At 71.9% G+C, this 17,861-nt stretch carries 18 protein-coding genes and 1 pseudogene; 18 read left to right on the top strand and 1 reads right to left on the bottom strand.

The annotated features are described in order from the left end of the window. From AB4880_RS07245 to AB4880_RS07230, 4 genes and pseudogenes are all read left to right on the top strand, one after another. Positions 1 to 1,041 (top strand): annotated as a pseudogene (locus tag AB4880_RS07245) (2-succinyl-5-enolpyruvyl-6-hydroxy-3-cyclohexene-1-carboxylic-acid synthase); the annotation flags it as partial. A 12-nt stretch (positions 1,042 to 1,053) separates the two neighbouring features. After that, the gene (locus AB4880_RS07240; protein ID WP_367918541.1) at positions 1,054 to 2,922 is read left to right on the top strand and encodes a cation:proton antiporter domain-containing protein; all 1,869 of its coding nucleotides are present in this window, start codon (positions 1,054 to 1,056) and stop codon (positions 2,920 to 2,922) included. A gap of 29 nt (positions 2,923 to 2,951) precedes the next feature. Further along, entirely contained in the window at positions 2,952 to 3,590 is a 639-nt protein-coding gene (locus tag AB4880_RS07235; RefSeq protein ID WP_367918540.1) for an MBL fold metallo-hydrolase, read from the top strand. A 75-nt stretch (positions 3,591 to 3,665) separates the two neighbouring features. Beyond that, positions 3,666 to 4,343: a hypothetical protein gene (locus AB4880_RS07230; RefSeq protein ID WP_367918539.1), complete on the top strand. Its 678-nt coding sequence runs from the start codon at positions 3,666 to 3,668 to the stop codon at positions 4,341 to 4,343. On the opposite strand, the gene AB4880_RS07225 is transcribed toward AB4880_RS07230, so the two are convergent. Next, entirely contained in the window at positions 4,340 to 5,266 is a 927-nt protein-coding gene (locus tag AB4880_RS07225; RefSeq protein ID WP_367918538.1) for a L,D-transpeptidase family protein, read from the bottom strand. The genes AB4880_RS07230 and AB4880_RS07225 overlap by 4 nt on opposite strands. 64 nt (positions 5,267 to 5,330) lie before the next feature. Between AB4880_RS07225 and AB4880_RS07220 the strand changes: the two genes are divergently transcribed. The 14 genes from AB4880_RS07220 (at position 5,331) to nuoK (ending at position 17,797) form a co-directional block, all read left to right on the top strand. Then, positions 5,331 to 6,020 (top strand): demethylmenaquinone methyltransferase, encoded by a 690-nt coding sequence (locus AB4880_RS07220; protein WP_367918537.1) that lies wholly within the window; start codon positions 5,331 to 5,333, stop codon positions 6,018 to 6,020. A 20-nt stretch (positions 6,021 to 6,040) separates the two neighbouring features. Further along, positions 6,041 to 6,484 carry a hypothetical protein gene (locus AB4880_RS07215; protein WP_367918536.1) on the top strand — a complete coding sequence of 148 codons (444 nt, stop codon included), beginning with the start codon at positions 6,041 to 6,043 and terminating at the stop codon, positions 6,482 to 6,484. Then, on the top strand, positions 6,481 to 6,957 hold the full coding sequence (locus AB4880_RS07210) for a hypothetical protein (protein WP_367918535.1): 477 nt from the start codon (positions 6,481 to 6,483) through the stop codon (positions 6,955 to 6,957). Before AB4880_RS07215 ends, AB4880_RS07210 begins: the two co-directional genes overlap by 4 nt. 145 nt (positions 6,958 to 7,102) lie before the next feature. Continuing rightward, positions 7,103 to 7,459, top strand: coding sequence for an NADH-quinone oxidoreductase subunit A (locus tag AB4880_RS07205; protein ID WP_367918534.1), 357 nt, complete (start codon positions 7,103 to 7,105; stop codon positions 7,457 to 7,459). A 128-nt stretch (positions 7,460 to 7,587) separates the two neighbouring features. Next, positions 7,588 to 8,142, top strand: coding sequence for a NuoB/complex I 20 kDa subunit family protein (locus AB4880_RS07200; protein WP_367918533.1), 555 nt, complete (start codon positions 7,588 to 7,590; stop codon positions 8,140 to 8,142). Beyond that, the gene (locus AB4880_RS07195) at positions 8,139 to 8,861 is read left to right on the top strand and encodes an NADH-quinone oxidoreductase subunit C (RefSeq protein WP_367918532.1); all 723 of its coding nucleotides are present in this window, start codon (positions 8,139 to 8,141) and stop codon (positions 8,859 to 8,861) included. The genes AB4880_RS07200 and AB4880_RS07195 overlap by 4 nt, the downstream gene beginning before the upstream one ends. After that, positions 8,861 to 10,222 (top strand): NADH-quinone oxidoreductase subunit D, encoded by a 1,362-nt coding sequence (locus AB4880_RS07190; RefSeq protein ID WP_367918531.1) that lies wholly within the window; start codon positions 8,861 to 8,863, stop codon positions 10,220 to 10,222. Before AB4880_RS07195 ends, AB4880_RS07190 begins: the two co-directional genes overlap by 1 nt. Next, positions 10,219 to 10,929 (top strand): NADH-quinone oxidoreductase subunit NuoE, encoded by a 711-nt coding sequence (nuoE, locus tag AB4880_RS07185; protein WP_367918530.1) that lies wholly within the window; start codon positions 10,219 to 10,221, stop codon positions 10,927 to 10,929. Before AB4880_RS07190 ends, nuoE begins: the two co-directional genes overlap by 4 nt. Further along, positions 10,922 to 12,232, top strand: coding sequence for an NADH-quinone oxidoreductase subunit NuoF (gene nuoF / locus AB4880_RS07180; RefSeq protein ID WP_367918529.1), 1,311 nt, complete (start codon positions 10,922 to 10,924; stop codon positions 12,230 to 12,232). The genes nuoE and nuoF overlap by 8 nt, the downstream gene beginning before the upstream one ends. After that, entirely contained in the window at positions 12,229 to 14,712 is a 2,484-nt protein-coding gene (locus tag AB4880_RS07175) for an NADH-quinone oxidoreductase subunit G (protein WP_367918528.1), read from the top strand. Before nuoF ends, AB4880_RS07175 begins: the two co-directional genes overlap by 4 nt. Next, entirely contained in the window at positions 14,709 to 16,004 is a 1,296-nt protein-coding gene (gene nuoH / locus AB4880_RS07170) for an NADH-quinone oxidoreductase subunit NuoH (RefSeq protein ID WP_367918527.1), read from the top strand. Before AB4880_RS07175 ends, nuoH begins: the two co-directional genes overlap by 4 nt. Then, positions 15,997 to 16,617 (top strand): NADH-quinone oxidoreductase subunit NuoI, encoded by a 621-nt coding sequence (gene nuoI, locus AB4880_RS07165; protein WP_367918526.1) that lies wholly within the window; start codon positions 15,997 to 15,999, stop codon positions 16,615 to 16,617. Before nuoH ends, nuoI begins: the two co-directional genes overlap by 8 nt. Further along, positions 16,614 to 17,507, top strand: a complete 894-nt coding sequence (locus AB4880_RS07160; protein WP_367918525.1) for an NADH-quinone oxidoreductase subunit J — start codon at positions 16,614 to 16,616, stop codon at positions 17,505 to 17,507. The genes nuoI and AB4880_RS07160 overlap by 4 nt, the downstream gene beginning before the upstream one ends. After that, positions 17,507 to 17,797 carry an NADH-quinone oxidoreductase subunit NuoK gene (gene nuoK / locus AB4880_RS07155; RefSeq protein WP_367918524.1) on the top strand — a complete coding sequence of 97 codons (291 nt, stop codon included), beginning with the start codon at positions 17,507 to 17,509 and terminating at the stop codon, positions 17,795 to 17,797. Before AB4880_RS07160 ends, nuoK begins: the two co-directional genes overlap by 1 nt. The last annotated feature ends 64 nt before the right edge of the window (positions 17,798 to 17,861 follow it).

Below are 17,861 nucleotides of genomic sequence, written 5' to 3'. Positions count from 1 at the left end.
CGACGGTCGACCAGCCTGGAGCGGGGGCCGTTGACGGTGGTCGTCGCCGGTGACGACGCCGGCCCGCCCGCGCGGCAGCTCGCCGAGGCGGCGGGCTGGCCGCTGCTGGCCGAGCCGACGAGCGGCGCGCGTACCGGCGAGCACGCGCTGCGGACCTACCGGCTGCTGCTCGGCACCGACCTCGGCAAGCGGATCGAGCGGGTCGTCGTCTTCGGGCGGCCGACCATCTCGCGGCCGGTGAGCACCCTCCTCGAGCGCCCGGACGTCGACGTCCTCGTCGTCCCGGGGCCCGGAGTCTGGCCGGTCCGGCCGCCGCGGGCCACGGCGATCTCCGCGCCCGGCTGGGACGGCGAGCCCGACGACGCCGACTGGCTCGACGCCTGGCGTACGGCGGACCGCGCGCTCGGCCGGCGGATCGACCGGCTGCTCGCCGCGGAGCCCGCCCTCACGCCGTACGACGTCGCGGCGGCCGCCCACGCCGCGCTGCCCGCCGGCGGACTGCTCGTGGTCGGCGCGTCCAGTCCGGTCCGCGATCTCGACCTGATGCTCCGGCCACCCGCGGTCGGCACCCGGCGCAAGGTGATCGGCAACCGCGGCCTGGCCGGCATCGACGGCACCATCAGCACCGCGATCGGCGCCGCGCTCGGCCGGCGCGACTCGACGCGCAACCTCGCCCTGATGGGCGACCTGACCTTCCTGCACGACCAGACCGGGCTGGTGCTCGGGCCGGACGAGCCGCGTCCGGACCTGACGATCGTCGTCCCCAACGACGACGGCGGCGCCATCTTCTCGATGCTGGAGCAGGGCGCCCCGGCGCACGCGGCGTCCTTCGAGCGGCTCTTCGGCACGCCCCACGGCTCCGACCTGGCGAGCCTCTGCGCGGGCGCGCGGATCCCGCACCTGCGGGTCGGCTCGCGCCCCGAGCTCGACCAGGCGCTGGCCTCGCCCAACGGCGGCATCGACGTGGTCGAGGCGGTCGTCGACCGGCTCGGTCGCCGCGACCTCGACCTCCGGATCCGCGACCTCGCGGCCGGCCTCTAAGGAGACAGCGCGATGGAGATCGCCTTCCTGCTGGTCGCGATCGTCGCGACCGTCCTCACCGTCACCGCGATCTCGGAGCGGTTCGAGGTCCCGGCGCCGCTGACCCTGGTCGTGGTGGGCTTCGCGGCGTCGTACGTCCCCGGGGTGCCCGAGCTGCGGCTCGAGCCGGAGGTCGTGCTGCTCGGGCTGCTGCCGCCGCTGCTCTACTCCGCGTCGGTCAACACCTCGCTCGTCGACTTCAACGCCAACCGCCGCTCGATCCTGCTGCTGTCGGTGGGGCTCGTGGCGTTCACGACGTTCGGCGTCGCGGCCGTCGTGCGGATGGTCATCCCCGAGATCCAGTGGCCGCTGGCGCTCGCGATCGGCGCCGTCGTGGCGCCGCCCGATGCCGTCGCCGCGACCGCGATCGGACGGCGGATCGGCCTGCCCCGCCGGGTGGTCACCATCCTCGAGGGCGAGTCGCTGCTCAACGACGCGAGCGCGCTGGTCGCGCTGCGCACCGCCGTCGCCGCCATCAGCACCACCGTCGCCGCCTGGCAGGTCGGTCGTGACTTCCTGCTCGCCGCCGGCGGCGGCGTCGCGATCGGCGCGCTGACCTTCGCGATCGTCGGCTTCGTCCGCAAGAAGGTCACCGACCCGCTGCTCGACACCGCGATCTCGCTGGTGATCCCGTTCTCGGCCTACATCGTCGCGGAGGAGATCCACGCGTCCGGCGTGGTCGCGGTCGTGGTCGCCGGCCTGCTGCTCGGCCACGTCGCGCCGGTGCTGCAGACCGCGCAGTCGCGGATCGCGGAGCGGATGAACTGGCGCACCATCGCCTACGTCCTCGAGAACACGGTCTTCCTGCTCATCGGGCTGCAGGCCGACTGGCTGCTCGGCGAGGTCGGCAAGAGCGACTTCGGCGTCGGGCAGATCGCGGTGGCGTGCGCCGCGGCGTTCGTGGCCGTCGTCCTGCTGCGGCTGCTGTGGGTGTTCGCCGGCCAGGCCTTCCTGCTGCGACACCGGGTCGACCCGCTCACCGGCGAGCAGACCAGCTGGCGCTACTCCTTCCTCATCGGCTGGGCGGGCATGCGGGGCGTGGTGACGCTGGCCGCGGCGTTCACCGTCCCCGAGGACACCCGGCACCGCGAGGTGCTGCTGATCATCGCCTTCGTCGTCGTGGCCGGGACCCTGCTCGGCCAGGGCCTGACGCTGCCGTGGGTGGCGCGGCGGCTCGCCGTACCCTCGCCGGACCCGCACGACGACGCCCTCGCCCGCGCGACCCTGCTGCAGCAGGCCGCCAAGGCCGGCATCCACAAGCTCGACGAGCTGGCCGTCGACTGCGACGACCCCCACCACGTCCGCGAGCTGATCATCCAGCGGATCGAGCAGCGCAACTTCGCCGCCTGGGAGCGGCTCGGCACGACCGAGGGCGAGGAGAGCCCGAGCGACCTCTACGCCCGCTGGCGCGGCGACATGATCGAGACCGAGCGGCGCCGGGTGCTGGAGATCCGGTCGACCGGCTCGGTGCCGTCGGAGATCGTCAGCGAGGTGCTGGCCATGCTCGACGTAGAGGAGTCGATGCTGGACGCCGCCGAGGCCGCGCGCGCCGAGCTGCGGACCGCGGCGCCCCGCCCACTCCTGGGCCAGGGCTGCGAGCACCTCGCCTCGATCCAGCTCATGGACCCGCCCGACGACCTCGCCTGCCCCGCCTGCCTGGCGGAGGGGACACGCTGGGTCGCGCTGCGGATGTGCCTGTCGTGCGGCAACGTCGGCTGCTGCGACTCCTCACCGCGGCGGCACGCCACCGCGCACTTCCGCGAGAGCCAGCACCCCGTCATGCGCTCGGTCGAGCCGGGCGAGGACTGGCGCTGGTGCTACGTCCACCACCAGACCGGCTGACCCGCGCCCGCGGGACTACCGTGGCCCTCATGCGACTGACGAAGTTCGGACACGCGGCGGTCAGGTTCGAGCACGACGGCACCTCGCTCGTCGTCGACCCGGGCGTGTGGACCCAGCGGGAGGCGGTCGAGGGCGTCGACGCCGTCCTCATCACCCACGAGCACATGGACCACTACCACCCGGAGCTGCTCCGGGCCGCAGACGCCCCGATCTACACGATCGGCGCGGTCGCGGCGCAGATCCGCGAGGGCGCGCCCGACCTGGCCGAGCGGGTCACCGTCGTCCGGCCCGACGAGGCGTGGTCGATCGGGTCCTTCGCCGTGCGGGCCGTGGGCGAGCTGCACGCGGTCATCCACCCCGAGCTGCCGCGCTTCGACAACAGCGGCTACCTGCTGAGCGGCGGCGGGACGACGGCCTACCACCCGGGCGACGCGTTGACCGCGCCCGGCGAGGCGGTCGACGTCCTGCTGGCGCCCGTCTCGGCCCCCTGGATGCGGGTGAGCGAGGGCGTCGACTTCGCGCGGATGATCGGGGCGCGGCAGACGGTCGCGATCCACGACCGGGTGTTCTCGCCGGAGGGGCTCGCCATCTGCGACGCGCAGTTCACGCGCTTCCTGGAGGCGAAGGGCCTGGAGTACCGCCGGCTCCCCGACGGCACCGACCTCTAGGCCCGGCTCCCCGCTCGGAGAGCCGCGCCCGAGGCCACTCGGCCGGCTCTCAGGTGGACCGGGCATGATGGCCCGATGCCGATCGCTCGATCCACCGTCGCTGGCGCCGTCACGGGCGTCGTCCTCCTCGCCGGAGCCGTGGGCTTCGGGGTGGGCCTGCCCAAGGTCTCCGAGGAGCCCACGATCACGTCCGCCGACCTGCCGAAGCTGCCCGACCGCCTCGACAGCCGGATGCAGGCGCTCTCGACCGTGACCGTCGAGGACGCCGGCGTGACCGCGCCGGCCGACAAGGCCGCCGTCCCCGGCTTCGCCGAGCGGGCCGGCAAGGGCGACACCATCGCGGCCAGCCACCTCGCCACCCTGTACGGCGCCGCGCGGGTCCGCAGCTATATCGACGCCAAGGCGATGGGCCAGGCCGCGACCACGCAGACCGCGCCCGCCCAGATCGCCGTCTCGATCGTGCCCGGCGAGGCCGGCCTGGTCATCCCGAACGGCCCCTTCGAGATCCAGCAGAGCGGTGCCAACTACCAGCTCAGCGAGATCGGCGGCCACCGCTGCGCGATCTCCTGGCAGCAGGCGGTCGACCCCAGCACCGGCATGCCGGCCACCGGCACCAAGGTGCCGGCGTCCAACTACCAGGCCGAGTGCCGCGCCGAGCGCGGCGGACTCGCCTACGACGTCTTCAGCACCGGGCTCGAGCCCAAGGAGCTGGCCACGTACCTCGACGTCGTCCTCGAGCGCACCGCCTCCTAGCTCCAGTAGATGACGACCTTGTCGCCGAGGGCGACATGGTCGAACAGCCACTCGACGCCGGCCCGGTCGCGCACGTTGACGCAGCCGTGGCTGGCGCCGCTGTAGCCGCGCGCCGCGAAGTCGGACGAGTAGTGCACGGCCTGCCCGCCGGAGAAGAACATCGCGAAGGGCATGGACGTGTGGTACAGCGTCGACACGTGGTCGCGGCTCTTGCGGTAGATCGTGAAGACGCCCTCGCGGGTCGGCAGCTCGGACGACCCGAACCGGACGTCGACGGTCTTGACGACCGTCCCGTCGACGAGCCAGCGCAGAGTCCGGCTGGACTTGTCGACGCAGAGCACGCGACCGGTGGTGCAGCGTGGGTCGAGCGGGCCGGGCGTGTTGCCGTTGGTGCTCGCGGGCGGGGTGTTCGTGAGCTCGGCCTGGGTGGGCTCGTGGGTCATCTGCTCGAGCCGGGTGAGGGTACGGCGGTCGACCTCGCCGGTCACCTGGAAGCCGCGCTTGGCCTGGAAGCCGCGCACCGCCTCGGCGGTCTTGTCGCCGTACCGGTCGGTGACGTCGCCGCTGAACCAGTCGATCTGCTTGAGCCGGGCCTGGAGCTCGCGGACCTGCGGGCCCTGGTCGCCGGGGGAGAGGAGCGCCGGGCCGGCGGGCGGCGGCCCGGGGTCCTCGGTCGGGGTCTCGCTGGGAGTCTCGCCGGGCGTCTCGCTGGGCGGCTGCTCGCTCGGCGTCTGAGCCGGCGGCTGCTGGGTCGGCGTGGGCTTCGGCTTCGGGGCGTGCTGCCGCGTGGGCGCGGGCGTCGCGGGCGCGGGGGAGGAGTCGTTGCGCACGGCCCAGCCGACGCCGTACGCGAGGACGGAGCAGAGGGCCGCGACCACGGTGACGAGCGTGATCCGGCGCGCGATGCGCAACGTGGTGTTCATGCTCAGGTAGACGCCGTGGGTGGCCGGTTGGTTGCGAGCGATTTCGCCCGACTAGGCTGCCGCGGTGGCCCGCGCAGAGCTCGACAAGCAGCCCGCCGACGTTCGACGGATGTTCGACACCGTCGCGCGGCGCTATGACCTGACCAACGACATCCTCTCGTTCGGCCAGGACCGCCGCTGGCGGCGCGAGGTGCTCGCCGCCGTCGACCCGTCGTACGGCGACCGGGTGCTCGACCTCGCGGCCGGCACCGGCACCTCGAGCCAGCCGTTCCGCGACGCGGGGGCCGACGTCGTGCCGTGCGACTTCTCGATCGGCATGCTCCAGGTCGGCAAGAAGCAGCTGCCCCACCTGCCGTTCACGGCCGGCGACGGCACCAGGCTGCCGTTCCGCGACGCCACCTTCGACGCGGTCACCATCTCCTTCGGCCTGCGCAATATCGTCGACCCGCTCGCCGGCCTCGCCGAGATGCGCCGGGTGACCAAGCCCGGCGGCCGCCTGGTCGTGTGCGAGTTCAGCCACCCGACCTGGTCGCCGTGGCGGACCGTCTACATCGAGTACCTGATGCGCGCCCTGCCCGCCGTCGCGCGCGCCATCTCCTCGGCGCCTGACGCCTACGTCTACCTCGCCGAGTCGATCCGCGCCTGGCCCGACCAGCGGGGCCTGGCCGACCTGATCGGCGAGGCGGGCTGGCAGCGCCCGCAGTGGCGCAACCTGTCCGGCGGGATCGTGGCGCTGCACCGCGCCACCGCCTGACCCGTCCTACGATCGCGGCCATGCAGGTCGTCTGGACGCCGACGCGCGCCGAGCTCGGCGCCTTCGGCCGCGCGCTCATCGGCCGCACGCTCGCGCAGAGCCTCGGGCCGATGCTGATCGGCCTCGGGATCGGCCTGCTCTTCTTCACCGGCGGCCGGCTCACCGCACCGGCCGCGGCCCTCGCGGCCGTCGCGGTGCTCGTCGCCTGGGCGGTGCCGTCGATCGTGCGCACCCGCCGGCTGCTCGCCCGGCTCTACCCGGTCGGACAGCCGGTGTCCGCGGAGGCCCTCGAGACGTCGTACCGGCTGACGGTGGCGAGCGGCGTCACCGAGCTGGTCTGGTCCCGGCTGACCAAGCCCCGGGTCCACCGGTCGTACGTCTCGGTCCGCGACTCCCTCACCCGCCGCCGCGTCCACATCCCGCGCCAGCTCTTCCCCGACGCGTGGCTGGAGCACCTCCGGTGACCCCAGCGCGTCTCGAGTGGACGGTGACCGCGTCCGAGCAGGACGCGCTCCTGCGCGCGGCGACCTGGCGGCTGTGGCGCGGCACGGCCCGCCTCGTCCTGCTGCTCGGCGGCGCGCTCGCGCTCCTCGGCTCGGCGCGCTGGAACTACCCGGGCCTGCTGCTCGGCGTCGGCGGGGCCGCGCTGATGGCCGCGTGGTTCTGGCTCTCCACCCGCCGCTCCGTACGGCGGGTGCTCGGCGCCGCGTACCCGGTCGGCGCCGCCGTGGCGTCGGAGGCGACGGCCGAGCGCCTGCGGCTGGAGACGGCCGCGGGCGACAGCGAGCTGCCGTGGGAGCGGTTGACGAGGATCGTCGCGGGGCCGGTCGTCGTGACCGCCTGGGACGCGCCCGCGCGGCAGTGGCTGACCGTGCCGCGGCAGCTCGTCCCGGACGCCTGGCTGGACCCTGATTTTCGCAAACCCTCTGTGCGCTAATCCCCAGGTCAGACCGGCTTTTCGCGGCTTTCAGGCGTGACGGATGTGGCATTGCCCACCCCCCTGTGACCGGTGTGATCGGGGGTGGCAGTATGTGTTCCACGCCACTAGTGATTCTGTTCACAAGATCACGAGAGGGAGGCTCATGGAGCTCTACACGCCGGTGTTGGTGCTGGCGGCCTTGGCCGCGCTGTTCGCGGTCGGGTCGGTCGTCATGAGCACGATGGTGGGACCGAGGCGCTACAACCGCGCCAAGTACGACTCCTACGAGTGCGGCATCGAGCCGACGCCCCAGGCGCTCGGCGGCCGCTTCCCGGTGAAGTACTACATCACCGCGATGCTCTTCATCGTCTTCGACATCGAGATCATCTTCCTCTACCCGTGGGCCGTCCGCTTCGACGCGATGTCCTGGTTCGGGCTGGTCGAGATGGTCCTGTTCATCGCCACCGTCTTCGTCGCCTACGCCTACGTCTGGCGTCGCGGCGGCCTCGACTGGGATTGAGAGCCACGATGCACGCACGCCCCCGGCGTTGTCGTCACTCGACGACCGCTCCGCTTTTCAGGTCGCCTTCGCTCCTCCGCCTCGGCGGCGCACGCGCCTCGCGACTCTCACCAGGGAGGGACTGAGATATGGGCATCGAGGAGAAGCTCCCCAGCGGAGTCCTGCTGAGCACGGTCGAGGGGCTGGCCGGCTACATGCGCAAGGCCAGCTTCTGGCCCGCCACCTTCGGGCTGGCGTGCTGCGCGATCGAGATGATGACCAGCGGTGGGCCGAAGTACGACCTCGCGCGCTTCGGCATGGAGGTCTTCCGGGCCAGTCCGCGCCAGGCCGACCTGATGATCGTCGCCGGCCGGGTCAGCCAGAAGATGGCGCCCGTCCTGCGCCAGATCTACGACCAGATGGCCGAGCCCAAGTGGGTGCTCGCCATGGGCGTGTGCGCCAGCAGCGGCGGCATGTTCAACAACTACGCGATCGTCCAGGGCGTCGACCACGTCGTCCCGGTCGACATGTACCTCCCCGGCTGCCCGCCGCGCCCGGAGATGCTCATCGACGCGATCCTCAAGCTCCACGACAAGGTCCAGGCGACGCCGCTCGGCCCCAACCGCCGCGCCCAGATCCGTGAGCTCGAGGCCGAGGGCCTGGTCGCGCTGCCGACCAGCGACATGAGGGGACAGCTGCGGTGAGCGACGAGAAGGACGAGAAGGCCGTCGAGCAGCGGGCCACCGACCAGTCGCCCGAGAACGCGCCCGCGTCGCTCGGCGAGCCCGAGGTCGAGGTCCGCGCGGTCGGCGCCCGGCACGGCATGTTCGGCGTGCGGGGCTCCGGCGACACCAGCGGCTACGGCGGCCTGGTGGCCCAGGTCGTCCTGCCCGGCGCCGCGCAGCGCCCCTACGGCGGCTGGTACGACGGCGTCGCCGACGCGCTCGACCCGCTCATCGAGCAGGTCGTCATCCACCGCGGCGAGATCACCCTCCACATCCACCGCGACCACCTGCTCGAGGCGGCGAAGAAGCTGCGCGACGACCCGAGCCTGCGCTTCGAGCTGCTCTCCGGCGTCAGCGGCGTCCACTACCCGGGCGACACCGGCCGCGAGCTGCACGCCGTCTACCACCTGATGTCCTACACCTGGAACCGCCGGGTCCGCGTCGAGGTCGCCATGCCCGACGCCGACCCGCACGTGCCCAGCCTGGTGCCGCTCTACCCCGCCGCCGACTGGCACGAGCGCGAGACCTGGGACATGTTCGGGATCCAGTTCGACGGCCACCCGGCCCTGACCCGGATCCTCATGCCCGACGACTGGCCGGGCCATCCCCAGCGCAAGGACTACCCCCTCGGCGGAATCCCCGTCGAGTACAAGGGCGCCAGCGTCCCGCCGCCGGACCAGCGGAGGAGCTACAACTGATGAGCACCGACACCAGCAACACCGACTTCTACGCCGACTCCGCCGACACCTCCGACGGCAAGGTCTTCACCGTCTCCGGCCAGGACTGGGACAGCATCGCCGCCGGCCTCGGCGACGACGCCGGGTTCGACTCGGCCGAGCGGGTCGTGGTCAACATGGGCCCGCAGCACCCGTCGACCCACGGCGTGCTCCGGCTGATCCTCGAGATCGAGGGCGAGACGGTCACCGAGGCCCGCTGCGGCATCGGCTACCTGCACACCGGCATCGAGAAGAACATGGAGTACCGCTCCTGGACGCAGGGCGTCACGTTCTGCACCCGGATGGACTACCTGAGCCCGTTCTTCAACGAGATGACCTACGTGCTGGGCGTCGAGCGGCTGCTCGACATCGAGAACGACATCCCCGAGAAGGCCCAGGTGATGCGGGTCCTGCTCATGGAGCTCAACCGGATCTCCTCCCACCTGGTCTGCATCGCCACCGGCGGCATGGAGATCGGCGCGCTGACGGTCATGACGATCGGCTTCCGCGAGCGCGAGCTGGTGCTCGACCTCTTCGAGCTGATCACCGGCCTGCGCATGAACCACGCGTTCATCCGCCCCGGCGGCGTCGCCCAGGACCTGCCCCCGGGCGCCCTCGACGAGATCCGCTCCTTCGTCGCGCTGATGAAGAAGCGGCTGCCCGAGTACGCCGCGCTGTGCAACGCCAACCCGATCTTCAAGGCCCGCCTCGAGAACGTCGGCCACCTCGACCTCGAGGGCTGCATGGCGCTCGGCCTCACCGGCCCGGTCCTGCGCAGCACCGGCTACGGCTTCGACCTGCGCAAGGCCCAGCCCTACAGCGGCTACGAGACCTACGACTTCGACGTCCAGACCTGGGACACCGCCGACTCCTACGGCCGGTTCCGCGTCCGGCTCAACGAGATGTGGGAGTCGCTGAAGATCATCGAGCAGGCCGCCGACCGGCTGGCCAAGCTCGAGGGCGCGCCGGTGATGGTGGCCGACAAGAAGGTCGCCTGGCCCAGCCAGCTCTCCATCGGCAGCGACGGCATGGGCAACAGCCTCGACCACATCCGCCACATCATGGGGGAGTCGATGGAGGCGCTCATCCACCACTTCAAGCTGGTGACCGAGGGCTTCCGGGTGCCGGCCGGCCAGGCCTACGTGCCGGTCGAGTCGCCGCGCGGCGAGCTGGGCGCCCACGTCGTCTCCGACGGCGGCACCCGGCCCTTCCGGGCGCACTTCCGCGACCCGTCGTTCAACAACCTCCAGGCGATGGGCGTGATGAGCGAGGGCGGCCAGATCGCCGACGTCATCGTCGCCATCGCGAGCATCGACCCCGTGATGGGAGGCGTCGACCGATGAACACCCAGCCCCGCGCCAGTCAGCTGGACGACAAGACCATCGGTGAGCTGCGCGAGATCGCGGCCCGCTACCCCGAGGCGCGCTCGGGCCTGCTGCCGATGCTCCACCTGGTGCAGTCGGTGCAGGGCCGGATCACCCCCGAGGGCATCGAGGCCTGCGCCGCGATCCTCGACCTGAGCCCGGCCGAGGTCAACGGCGTCGCGACCTTCTACACGATGTACAAGCGCCACGGCGTCGGCGACTACCACGTCGGCGTCTGCACCAACACGCTGTGCGCGGTGATGGGCGGCGACGCGATCTTCGCCCGGCTCAAGGAGCACCTCGACATCGGCAACGACGAGGTCGCCGTCCAGCGCCAGGGCGACTCGCGCACGGTCAGCCTCGAGCACATCGAGTGCAACGCGGCCTGCGACTACGCCCCTGTGGTGATGGTCAACTGGGAGTTCATGGACAACCAGACCCCCGAGTCGGCGGTCCAGATGGTCGAGGCGCTGCGCGCCGGCCACGACGTCAGCTCCACCCGCGGCCCGCGGCTGTGCACGTGGAAGGAGGCCGAGCGAGTGCTCGCCGGCTTCCCCGACGGCCGCGTCGACGAGGGCCCCACCGCCGGTACGGCGAGCCTCGCCGGCCTCGAGATCGCCCGGGAGCGCGGCTGGACCGCCCCCGGTCCTTCCGCAGCGCCCGCGAAGGAGGCCGCAGATGACTGACCCGCTGACCCCGGTCCTCACCGACCTCTGGGACGCCGAGCAGGGCTGGAAGCTCGCCACCTACGCGGACAAGGGCGGCTACGAGGCCCTCGACGTCGCGTTCAAGATGAGCCCCGACGACGTCATCACGGCCGTCAAGGACAGCGGCCTGCGCGGCCGCGGCGGCGCCGGCTTCCCGACCGGCATGAAGTGGTCCTTCATCCCGCAGGACAACCCCAAGCCCAAGTACCTCGTCGTCAACGCCGACGAGTCGGAGCCGGGCACCTGCAAGGACATCCCGCTGATGATGGGCAACCCCCACGTCCTCGTCGAGGGCGTGATCATCAGCTCCTACGCCATCCGCGCCAACAAGGCGTTCATCTACATCCGCGGCGAGGTGGTCCACGTCATCCGCCGGGTGCAGGCCGCGGTCGCCGAGGCCTACGCCGCCGGCCACCTCGGCGCCAACATCCACGGCTCGGGCTACGACCTCGACGTCGTCGTCCACGCCGGTGCGGGCGCCTACATCTGCGGTGAGGAGACCGCCCTCCTCGAGGGCCTCGAGGGTCGTCGCGGCCAGCCGCGGCTGCGCCCGCCGTTCCCCGCCGTGGCCGGCCTCTACGCCAGCCCGACGGTCATCAACAACGTCGAGTCGATCGCCTCGGTGCCCGCCATCGTCAAGAACGGCGCGTCCTGGTTCGGCGCGATGGGCACCGAGAAGTCCAAGGGACACGGCATCTTCTCGCTGTCCGGCCACGTCATGCGGCCCGGCCAGTACGAGGCGCCGCTCGGCATCACGCTGCGCGAGCTGCTCGACCTCGCGGGCGGCGTCCGTCACGGCCACCAGCTGAAGTTCTGGACGCCGGGCGGCTCCAGCACGCCGCTGCTCACCGCCGAGCACCTCGACGTCCCGCTCGACTTCGAGGGCGTCGGCGCCGTCGGCTCGATGCTGGGCACCCGCGCGCTGCAGATCTTCGACGAGACGGTCTGCGTGGTGCGGGCGGTGCTGCGCTGGACGGAGTTCTACAAGCACGAGTCGTGCGGCAAGTGCACCCCGTGCCGTGAGGGCACCTGGTGGCTGGTGCAGGCCCTGACCCGGCTCGAGAACGGACAGGGCAGCGAGGAGGACCTCGACCAGCTCCTCGACCAGTGCGACAACATCCTCGGCCGCTCGTTCTGCGCGCTGGGCGACGGCGCCACCAGCCCGATCTCCAGCTCGATCCAGCACTTCCGCGACGAGTACCTCGCCCACCTGAGCCACGGCGGGTGCCCCTTCGACCCCGCGAAGTCGACGGCCTGGGCCGGACAGGAGGTGTCCGCGTGAGCGAGAAGACCGTCGAGAAGACCGATCTGGTCACCGTCACCATCGACAGCGTCCAGGTCAGCGTCCCCAAGGACACGCTGGTGATCCGCGCCGCCGAGCAGATCGGCGTCCAGATCCCGCGCTTCTGCGACCACCCGCTGCTCGCGCCCGCGGGCGCCTGCCGGCAGTGCCTGGTCGACGTCCCCGACGCCGGCAACGGACGCGGCTTCCCCAAGCCGCAGGCCTCCTGCACGCTCCCGGTCGCCGAGGGCATGGTCGTCAGCACCCAGGTCACCAGCCCGGTCGCCGACAAGGCGCAGCAGGGCGTGATGGAGCTGCTGCTCATCAACCACCCGCTCGACTGCCCCGTCTGCGACAAGGGCGGCGAGTGCCCCCTGCAGAACCAGGCGATGTCCAACGGCCGTGCCGAGTCGCGCTTCTCCGACGAGCGCAACCGCGGCGTCAAGCGGACCTTCCCCAAGCCGATCAACCTCTCGCCGACGGTGCTGCTCGACCGCGAGCGCTGCATCGTGTGCCAGCGCTGCACCCGCTTCGCCGACGAGATCGCGGGCGACCCGTTCATCGCGCTGGTCGAGCGCGGCGCGCAGCAGCAGATCGGCATCGCCGAGGACGCGCCCTTCCTCTCCTACTTCTCGGGCAATGTCATCCAGATCTGCCCGGTCGGCGCGCTCACCTCCGAGCAGTACCGCTTCCGCTCGCGGCCCTTCGACCTGGTCTCCACGCCCGGCGTGGCCGAGCACGACGCCTGCGGCTCGGCGATCCGGATCGACCACCGCCGCGGCCAGGTGCTGCGTCGCCAGGCCGGCGACGACCCCGAGGTCAACGAGGAGTGGATCACCGACAAGGACCGCTTCGCCTTCGCCTACGCCAAGGCCGACGACCGGCTCGAGTACCCGCAGGTCCGTGACGAGGACGGCGCGCTGCGGCCGGCGTCCTGGCCCGAGGCGTTCGCCGTCGCGGCGCGCGGCCTCGCCGCGGCCAAGGCCGCCGGCGGTGTCGGCGTCCTGACCGGCGGCCGGCTCACGGCCGAGGACTCCTACGCCTACAGCAAGCTCGCCCGCGTCGCGCTCGAGACCAACGACATCGACTTCCGGGCGCGGCCGCTCTCCGCCGAGGAGACCGCCTTCCTCGCCTCGCACGTCGTGCTGACCGGTCCCGAGGCCGGCAGCGTCACCTACCGCGACCTCGAGTCGGCCGCGAAGGTCGTGCTCGTGGGCCTGGAGCCCGAGGACGAGGCCGGCGCGATCTTCCTGCGGCTGCGCAAGTCGGTCCGCGCCGGCGGCACCGCGGTGATCGCGCTCGCGCCGTACTCGACACGGGGGCTCGACAAGCTCTCCGGACGCCTGGTCCCGACCGTCCCCGGCGACGAGCCGGCCGCGCTGCGTGCGTTGGCCGGCGAGCTCGACGCCACCAGCGTGCTGCTGGTGGGCGAGCGGCTGGCGACCGTCCCCGGCGCGCTGTCCGCCGCCGCCGAGGTCGCGGCCGCGACCGGCGCCCGGCTGGCCTGGGTGCCGCGCCGGGCCGGCGACCGCGGCGCGATCGAGACCGGCTGCCTGCCGACCCTGCTGCCCGGCGGCCGTCCGGTCGCCGACGCCCGCGCCCGCGTCGACGTCGCCACCGCCTGGGGCGTGGCCGCACTGCCCGAGACCGAGGGCCGCGACGCCGACGCGATCGTGGCCGCCCTGGTCGCGGGCGAGCTCGGCGGGCTCGTCATCGCCGGCGTCGACCCCGACGACACCGCCGACCCGGCCGCCACCCGCGCGGCGATCGACGCGGCCGGCTTCGTCGTGGCGCTCGACCTGCGCCGGACCGCCGTCACCGACGTCGCCGACGTGGTCTTCCCGGTCGCGCCGACCACCGACAAGGCGGGCATGTTCGTCAACTGGGAGGGGCGGGTCCGCCCGTGGGAGGCCGCGCTGCACAACCCGGCGTCCCTGCCCGAGCTGCGCGCGCTGGCCGGCATCGCCGACGAGATGGGCGCCCCGCTCGGCTTCCGCACCGTCGACGAGGTCCGCGCCGAGATGGCGCAGCTGGGCCCCTGGGACGGGCCCCGGGCAGACCGCGAGCGAAGCGAGCCTGGTCTGTCCGGAACACAAGAGCGCCCGAGCGAAGCGAGGGACGATGCCCTTCGCGCCGAAGGCGCAGGTGCCGAAGGCGCAGGTGCCGAAGGCACCTTGGTGCTCGCCACCTGGAAGCAGCTGCTCGACAACGGCGCGATGCAGGACGGCGACAAGTACCTCAAGGCGACGGCCCGCACTCCCGTCGCGCTCGTCACCCGCGCCGACTTCGACGCGCACGGGCCGACGGTCACCCTCACCGGCGACCGCGGCTCGATGACGCTGCCCGCCGAGATCTGCGACGACCTCGTCGACGGCGTGGTGTGGGTGCCGGCCGGCTCGGTCGGCAACGGCGTCCTGGCCGACCTGGCCTCCCCGGGCACGAGGGTCACGATCAGCGGAGCGGAAGGGGTGCACGGATGAACGTCTCGCTCGGTGCGTTCGGCAACGATCCCTGGTGGGTGATCGGGCTCAAGACGCTGCTGATCTTCCTCTTCCTGGTGCTGCTCACCCTGTTCAACATCTGGTGGGAGCGCCGGGTCGTGGCCCGGATGCAGCACCGGATCGGCCCCAACGTGCACGGTCCCTTCGGCCTGCTGCAGTCGTTGGCCGACGGCGTGAAGCTGGCGTTCAAGGAGGACCTGATCCCCAAGGCCGCCGACAAGGTGGTCTTCGTCCTCGCGCCCGTGATCGTGGTGGTGCCGGCGTTCGTGACGTTCAGCGTCATCCCGTTCGGGCCCGAGGTCAGCTTCTTCGGCCACCGCACGCCGCTGCAGCTCACCGACATGCCGGTCGCGGTGCTCTTCGTGATGGCGATCGCGTCGATCGGGATCTACGGCATCGTGCTCGGCGGCTGGTCGAGCGGCTCGACGTACTCGCTTCTGGGCGGCCTGCGCTCGAGCGCGCAGATGATCTCCTACGAGGTGGCGATGGGCCTCGCGCTGGTCGCGGTGTTCATGTACGCCGGCTCCATGTCGACCAGCGAGATCGTGGCCGCCCAGGGCGACCTGTGGTTCGGCCTGGCCCTGCTGCCGTCGTTCGTCATCTACACGATCGCGATGGTCGGCGAGACCAACCGCGCGCCCTTCGACCTCCCCGAGGCCGAGGGCGAGCTGGTCGGCGGCTTCCACACCGAGTACTCCAGCCTGAAGTTCGCACTCTTCTTCCTCGCCGAGTACATCAACATGGCGACCGTGTCCGCGCTCGCGACCACGCTCTTCCTGGGCGGCTGGCACGCGCCCTTCTGGATCGACCACGTGTGGGCGGGCGCCAACGAGGGCTACTGGCCGGTGCTCTGGTTCTTCGGCAAGGTGCTCTTCTTCATCTTCATCTTCATCTGGCTGCGCGGCTCGCTGCCGCGACTGCGCTACGACCAGTTCATGGCGTTCGGCTGGAAGCGGCTGATCCCGATCTCGCTGGTCTGGATCGTCGCCGTCGCCACCATGCGCGTGGCCCGCAACGAGGGCGTCTTCACGGAGGGATTCGGACAGAACCAGGAGTTCTGGCTGATCCTCGTCGGCGTCGTCCTGGTCGCCGCGCTGGTCGTCTACTTCCTGCCCGAGGGCACCGACGAGACCCCGAGCACCACGGTCGCCGCGCCGCGTGCGGGCGGCTTCCCGGTCCCGCCGATGCCGGCCGGTGGCGCGGTGCAGGGCGCCGCCGCCCCGCTGGTCTTCCGCAGCAGCCCCGTCGATCAAGAGGTGAGCAATGGCTGACAAGCCCACGGACAAGGGGCCCTCGCTCAAGGAGCAGCTCTGGGACCCGGTGGCCGGCTTCGGCGTCACCTTCCGGACCATGTTCCGCAAGGTCGTCACCGAGCAGTACCCCAAGGAGAAGCTGCCCACCGCGCCGCGCTTCCACGGCCGCCACCAGCTCAACCGCTGGCCCGACGGCCTCGAGAAGTGCGTCGGCTGCGAGCTGTGCGCCTGGGCCTGCCCGGCCGACGCGATCTACGTCGAGGGCGCCGAGAACGTCGACGGCCCGAGCGTCGACGCCGACGGCAACCCGGTCGAGTCGGGGCGCTACAGCGCCGGCGAGCGCTACGGCCGCGTCTACCAGATCAACTACCTGCGCTGCATCCTGTGCGGGCTCTGCATCGAGGCGTGCCCGACCCGCGCGCTGACGATGACCAACGAGTACGAGCTCGCCGACGACAGCCGGGCCAGCCTGATCTACGAGAAGTCCGACCTGCTCGCGCCGATGCTGCCCGGCATGGAGCAGCCGCCGCACCCGATGCTGCTCGGCAACGACGACGACTACTACCGCGGGACCTTCGGCGGCTCCGCCCCCGTCGAGTCCGGCGTCCCGGCGAGCGGTGGTGACGCATGATCGCCTTCTGGGTGCTCGCCCCGATCATGGTCGTCGCGGCGCTCGGCCTGCTCTTCGTGCGCAAGGCCGTCCATGCCGCGCTGCTGCTGGCCGTGGTGATGATCAGCCTCGCCGTGCTGTACGCCGTCCTCGAGGCGCCGTTCCTGTTCGCGGTGCAGATCATCGTCTACACCGGCGCGATCTTGATGCTCTTCCTCTTCGTGCTGATGCTGGTCGGCGTCGACGCCTCCGACTCGCTCGTCGAGACGATCAAGGGCCAGCGCGCGCTGGCCTGGTTCGTCGGCGCGGTCTTCGTGGTGATCATGGTCGTCGCGCTGACCCAGCTCACCCTCGGCCCCGCGGTGGGGCTGAAGGAGGCCAACTCCGGCGGCAACATCCAGGCGCTCGCCGACCTGCTGTTCTCCCGCTACGTGTTCATCTTCGAGGCCACCAGCGCCCTGCTCATCACCGCCGCCGTCGGTGCGATGGTGCTGGCCCACCGCGAGCGGCTCACGCCGAAGAAGACCCAGGCCGACCTCGCCGCCGAGCGGATCCGCGCCTACGGCGAGACCGGCGCCCACCTCGGGCCGCTGCCCCCGCCGGGCGTCTACGCCCGCCACAACGCCGTCGACACCCCGGCCCTGCTGCCCGACGGCAGCCCGGCGCCGGCGTCGGTGTCCCGGGTGCTCGCCGCCCGTGGCACCATGCAGCGCGCCGGCCTGCGCGACATCGATTCGATCACGGCCCAGCTCGGCGTCGCGCCGACCGAGGCGCCCGATGCGAAGCAGGCGGGGAGCGAAGCGACCGACGCCACGACAGCGGGCAAGTCCGGCGCCGTCGGCTCCAGCGAGGAGAACGCGGCGCCGATCGGCTCCGCCGTCCAGCCCGAGCAGAAGGAGGCTGAGCACTGATGGAGTACGTCGTCCTCTCCGCCATCTTGTTCACCATCGGCTCGATCGGCGTGCTCACCCGCCGCAACGCCATCGTGGTGTTCATGTGTGTCGAGCTGATGCTCAACGCCTGCAACCTCGCGTTCGTCGCGTTCGCCCACCAGCACGGCAACCTCGACGGCCAGATCGCCGCCTTCTTCGTGATGGTGGTGGCCGCGGCCGAGGTCGTGGTGGGGCTCGCGATCATCATGACCATCTTCCGGACCCGTCGCTCGGCCTCGGTCGACGACGCGAGCCTGCTGAAGTTCTGAGAGGGCCAACCCAGTGAACGCACTCTCCGCGCTGACGCTCCGCGCCAGCGAGACGCACGTGCCC

The sequence above is a fragment of the Nocardioides ginsengisoli genome, from assembly GCF_039537225.1.
In the GTDB taxonomy this organism is placed as follows: domain Bacteria; phylum Actinomycetota; class Actinomycetes; order Propionibacteriales; family Nocardioidaceae; genus Nocardioides; species Nocardioides ginsengisoli.
The sequence above is the reverse complement of the archived record's forward strand: the minus strand, read 5'-3'. Positions and strand labels throughout refer to the sequence as shown.

Coding starts and splice junctions, on each gene's coding strand:
- AB4880_RS07240 (WP_367918541.1), top strand. CDS start 1,054: ATGGAGATCGCCTTCCTGCTGGTCGCGATCGTCGCGACCGTCCTCACC.
- AB4880_RS07235 (WP_367918540.1), top strand. CDS start 2,952: ATGCGACTGACGAAGTTCGGACACGCGGCGGTCAGGTTCGAGCACGAC.
- AB4880_RS07230 (WP_367918539.1), top strand. CDS start 3,666: ATGCCGATCGCTCGATCCACCGTCGCTGGCGCCGTCACGGGCGTCGTC.
- AB4880_RS07225 (WP_367918538.1), bottom strand. CDS start 5,266: ATGAACACCACGTTGCGCATCGCGCGCCGGATCACGCTCGTCACCGTG.
- AB4880_RS07215 (WP_367918536.1), top strand. CDS start 6,041: ATGCAGGTCGTCTGGACGCCGACGCGCGCCGAGCTCGGCGCCTTCGGC.
- AB4880_RS07205 (WP_367918534.1), top strand. CDS start 7,103: ATGGAGCTCTACACGCCGGTGTTGGTGCTGGCGGCCTTGGCCGCGCTG.
- AB4880_RS07200 (WP_367918533.1), top strand. CDS start 7,588: ATGGGCATCGAGGAGAAGCTCCCCAGCGGAGTCCTGCTGAGCACGGTC.
- AB4880_RS07190 (WP_367918531.1), top strand. CDS start 8,861: ATGAGCACCGACACCAGCAACACCGACTTCTACGCCGACTCCGCCGAC.
- nuoE (WP_367918530.1), top strand. CDS start 10,219: ATGAACACCCAGCCCCGCGCCAGTCAGCTGGACGACAAGACCATCGGT.
- nuoF (WP_367918529.1), top strand. CDS start 10,922: ATGACTGACCCGCTGACCCCGGTCCTCACCGACCTCTGGGACGCCGAG.
- nuoH (WP_367918527.1), top strand. CDS start 14,709: ATGAACGTCTCGCTCGGTGCGTTCGGCAACGATCCCTGGTGGGTGATC.
- nuoI (WP_367918526.1), top strand. CDS start 15,997: ATGGCTGACAAGCCCACGGACAAGGGGCCCTCGCTCAAGGAGCAGCTC.
- AB4880_RS07160 (WP_367918525.1), top strand. CDS start 16,614: ATGATCGCCTTCTGGGTGCTCGCCCCGATCATGGTCGTCGCGGCGCTC.
- nuoK (WP_367918524.1), top strand. CDS start 17,507: ATGGAGTACGTCGTCCTCTCCGCCATCTTGTTCACCATCGGCTCGATC.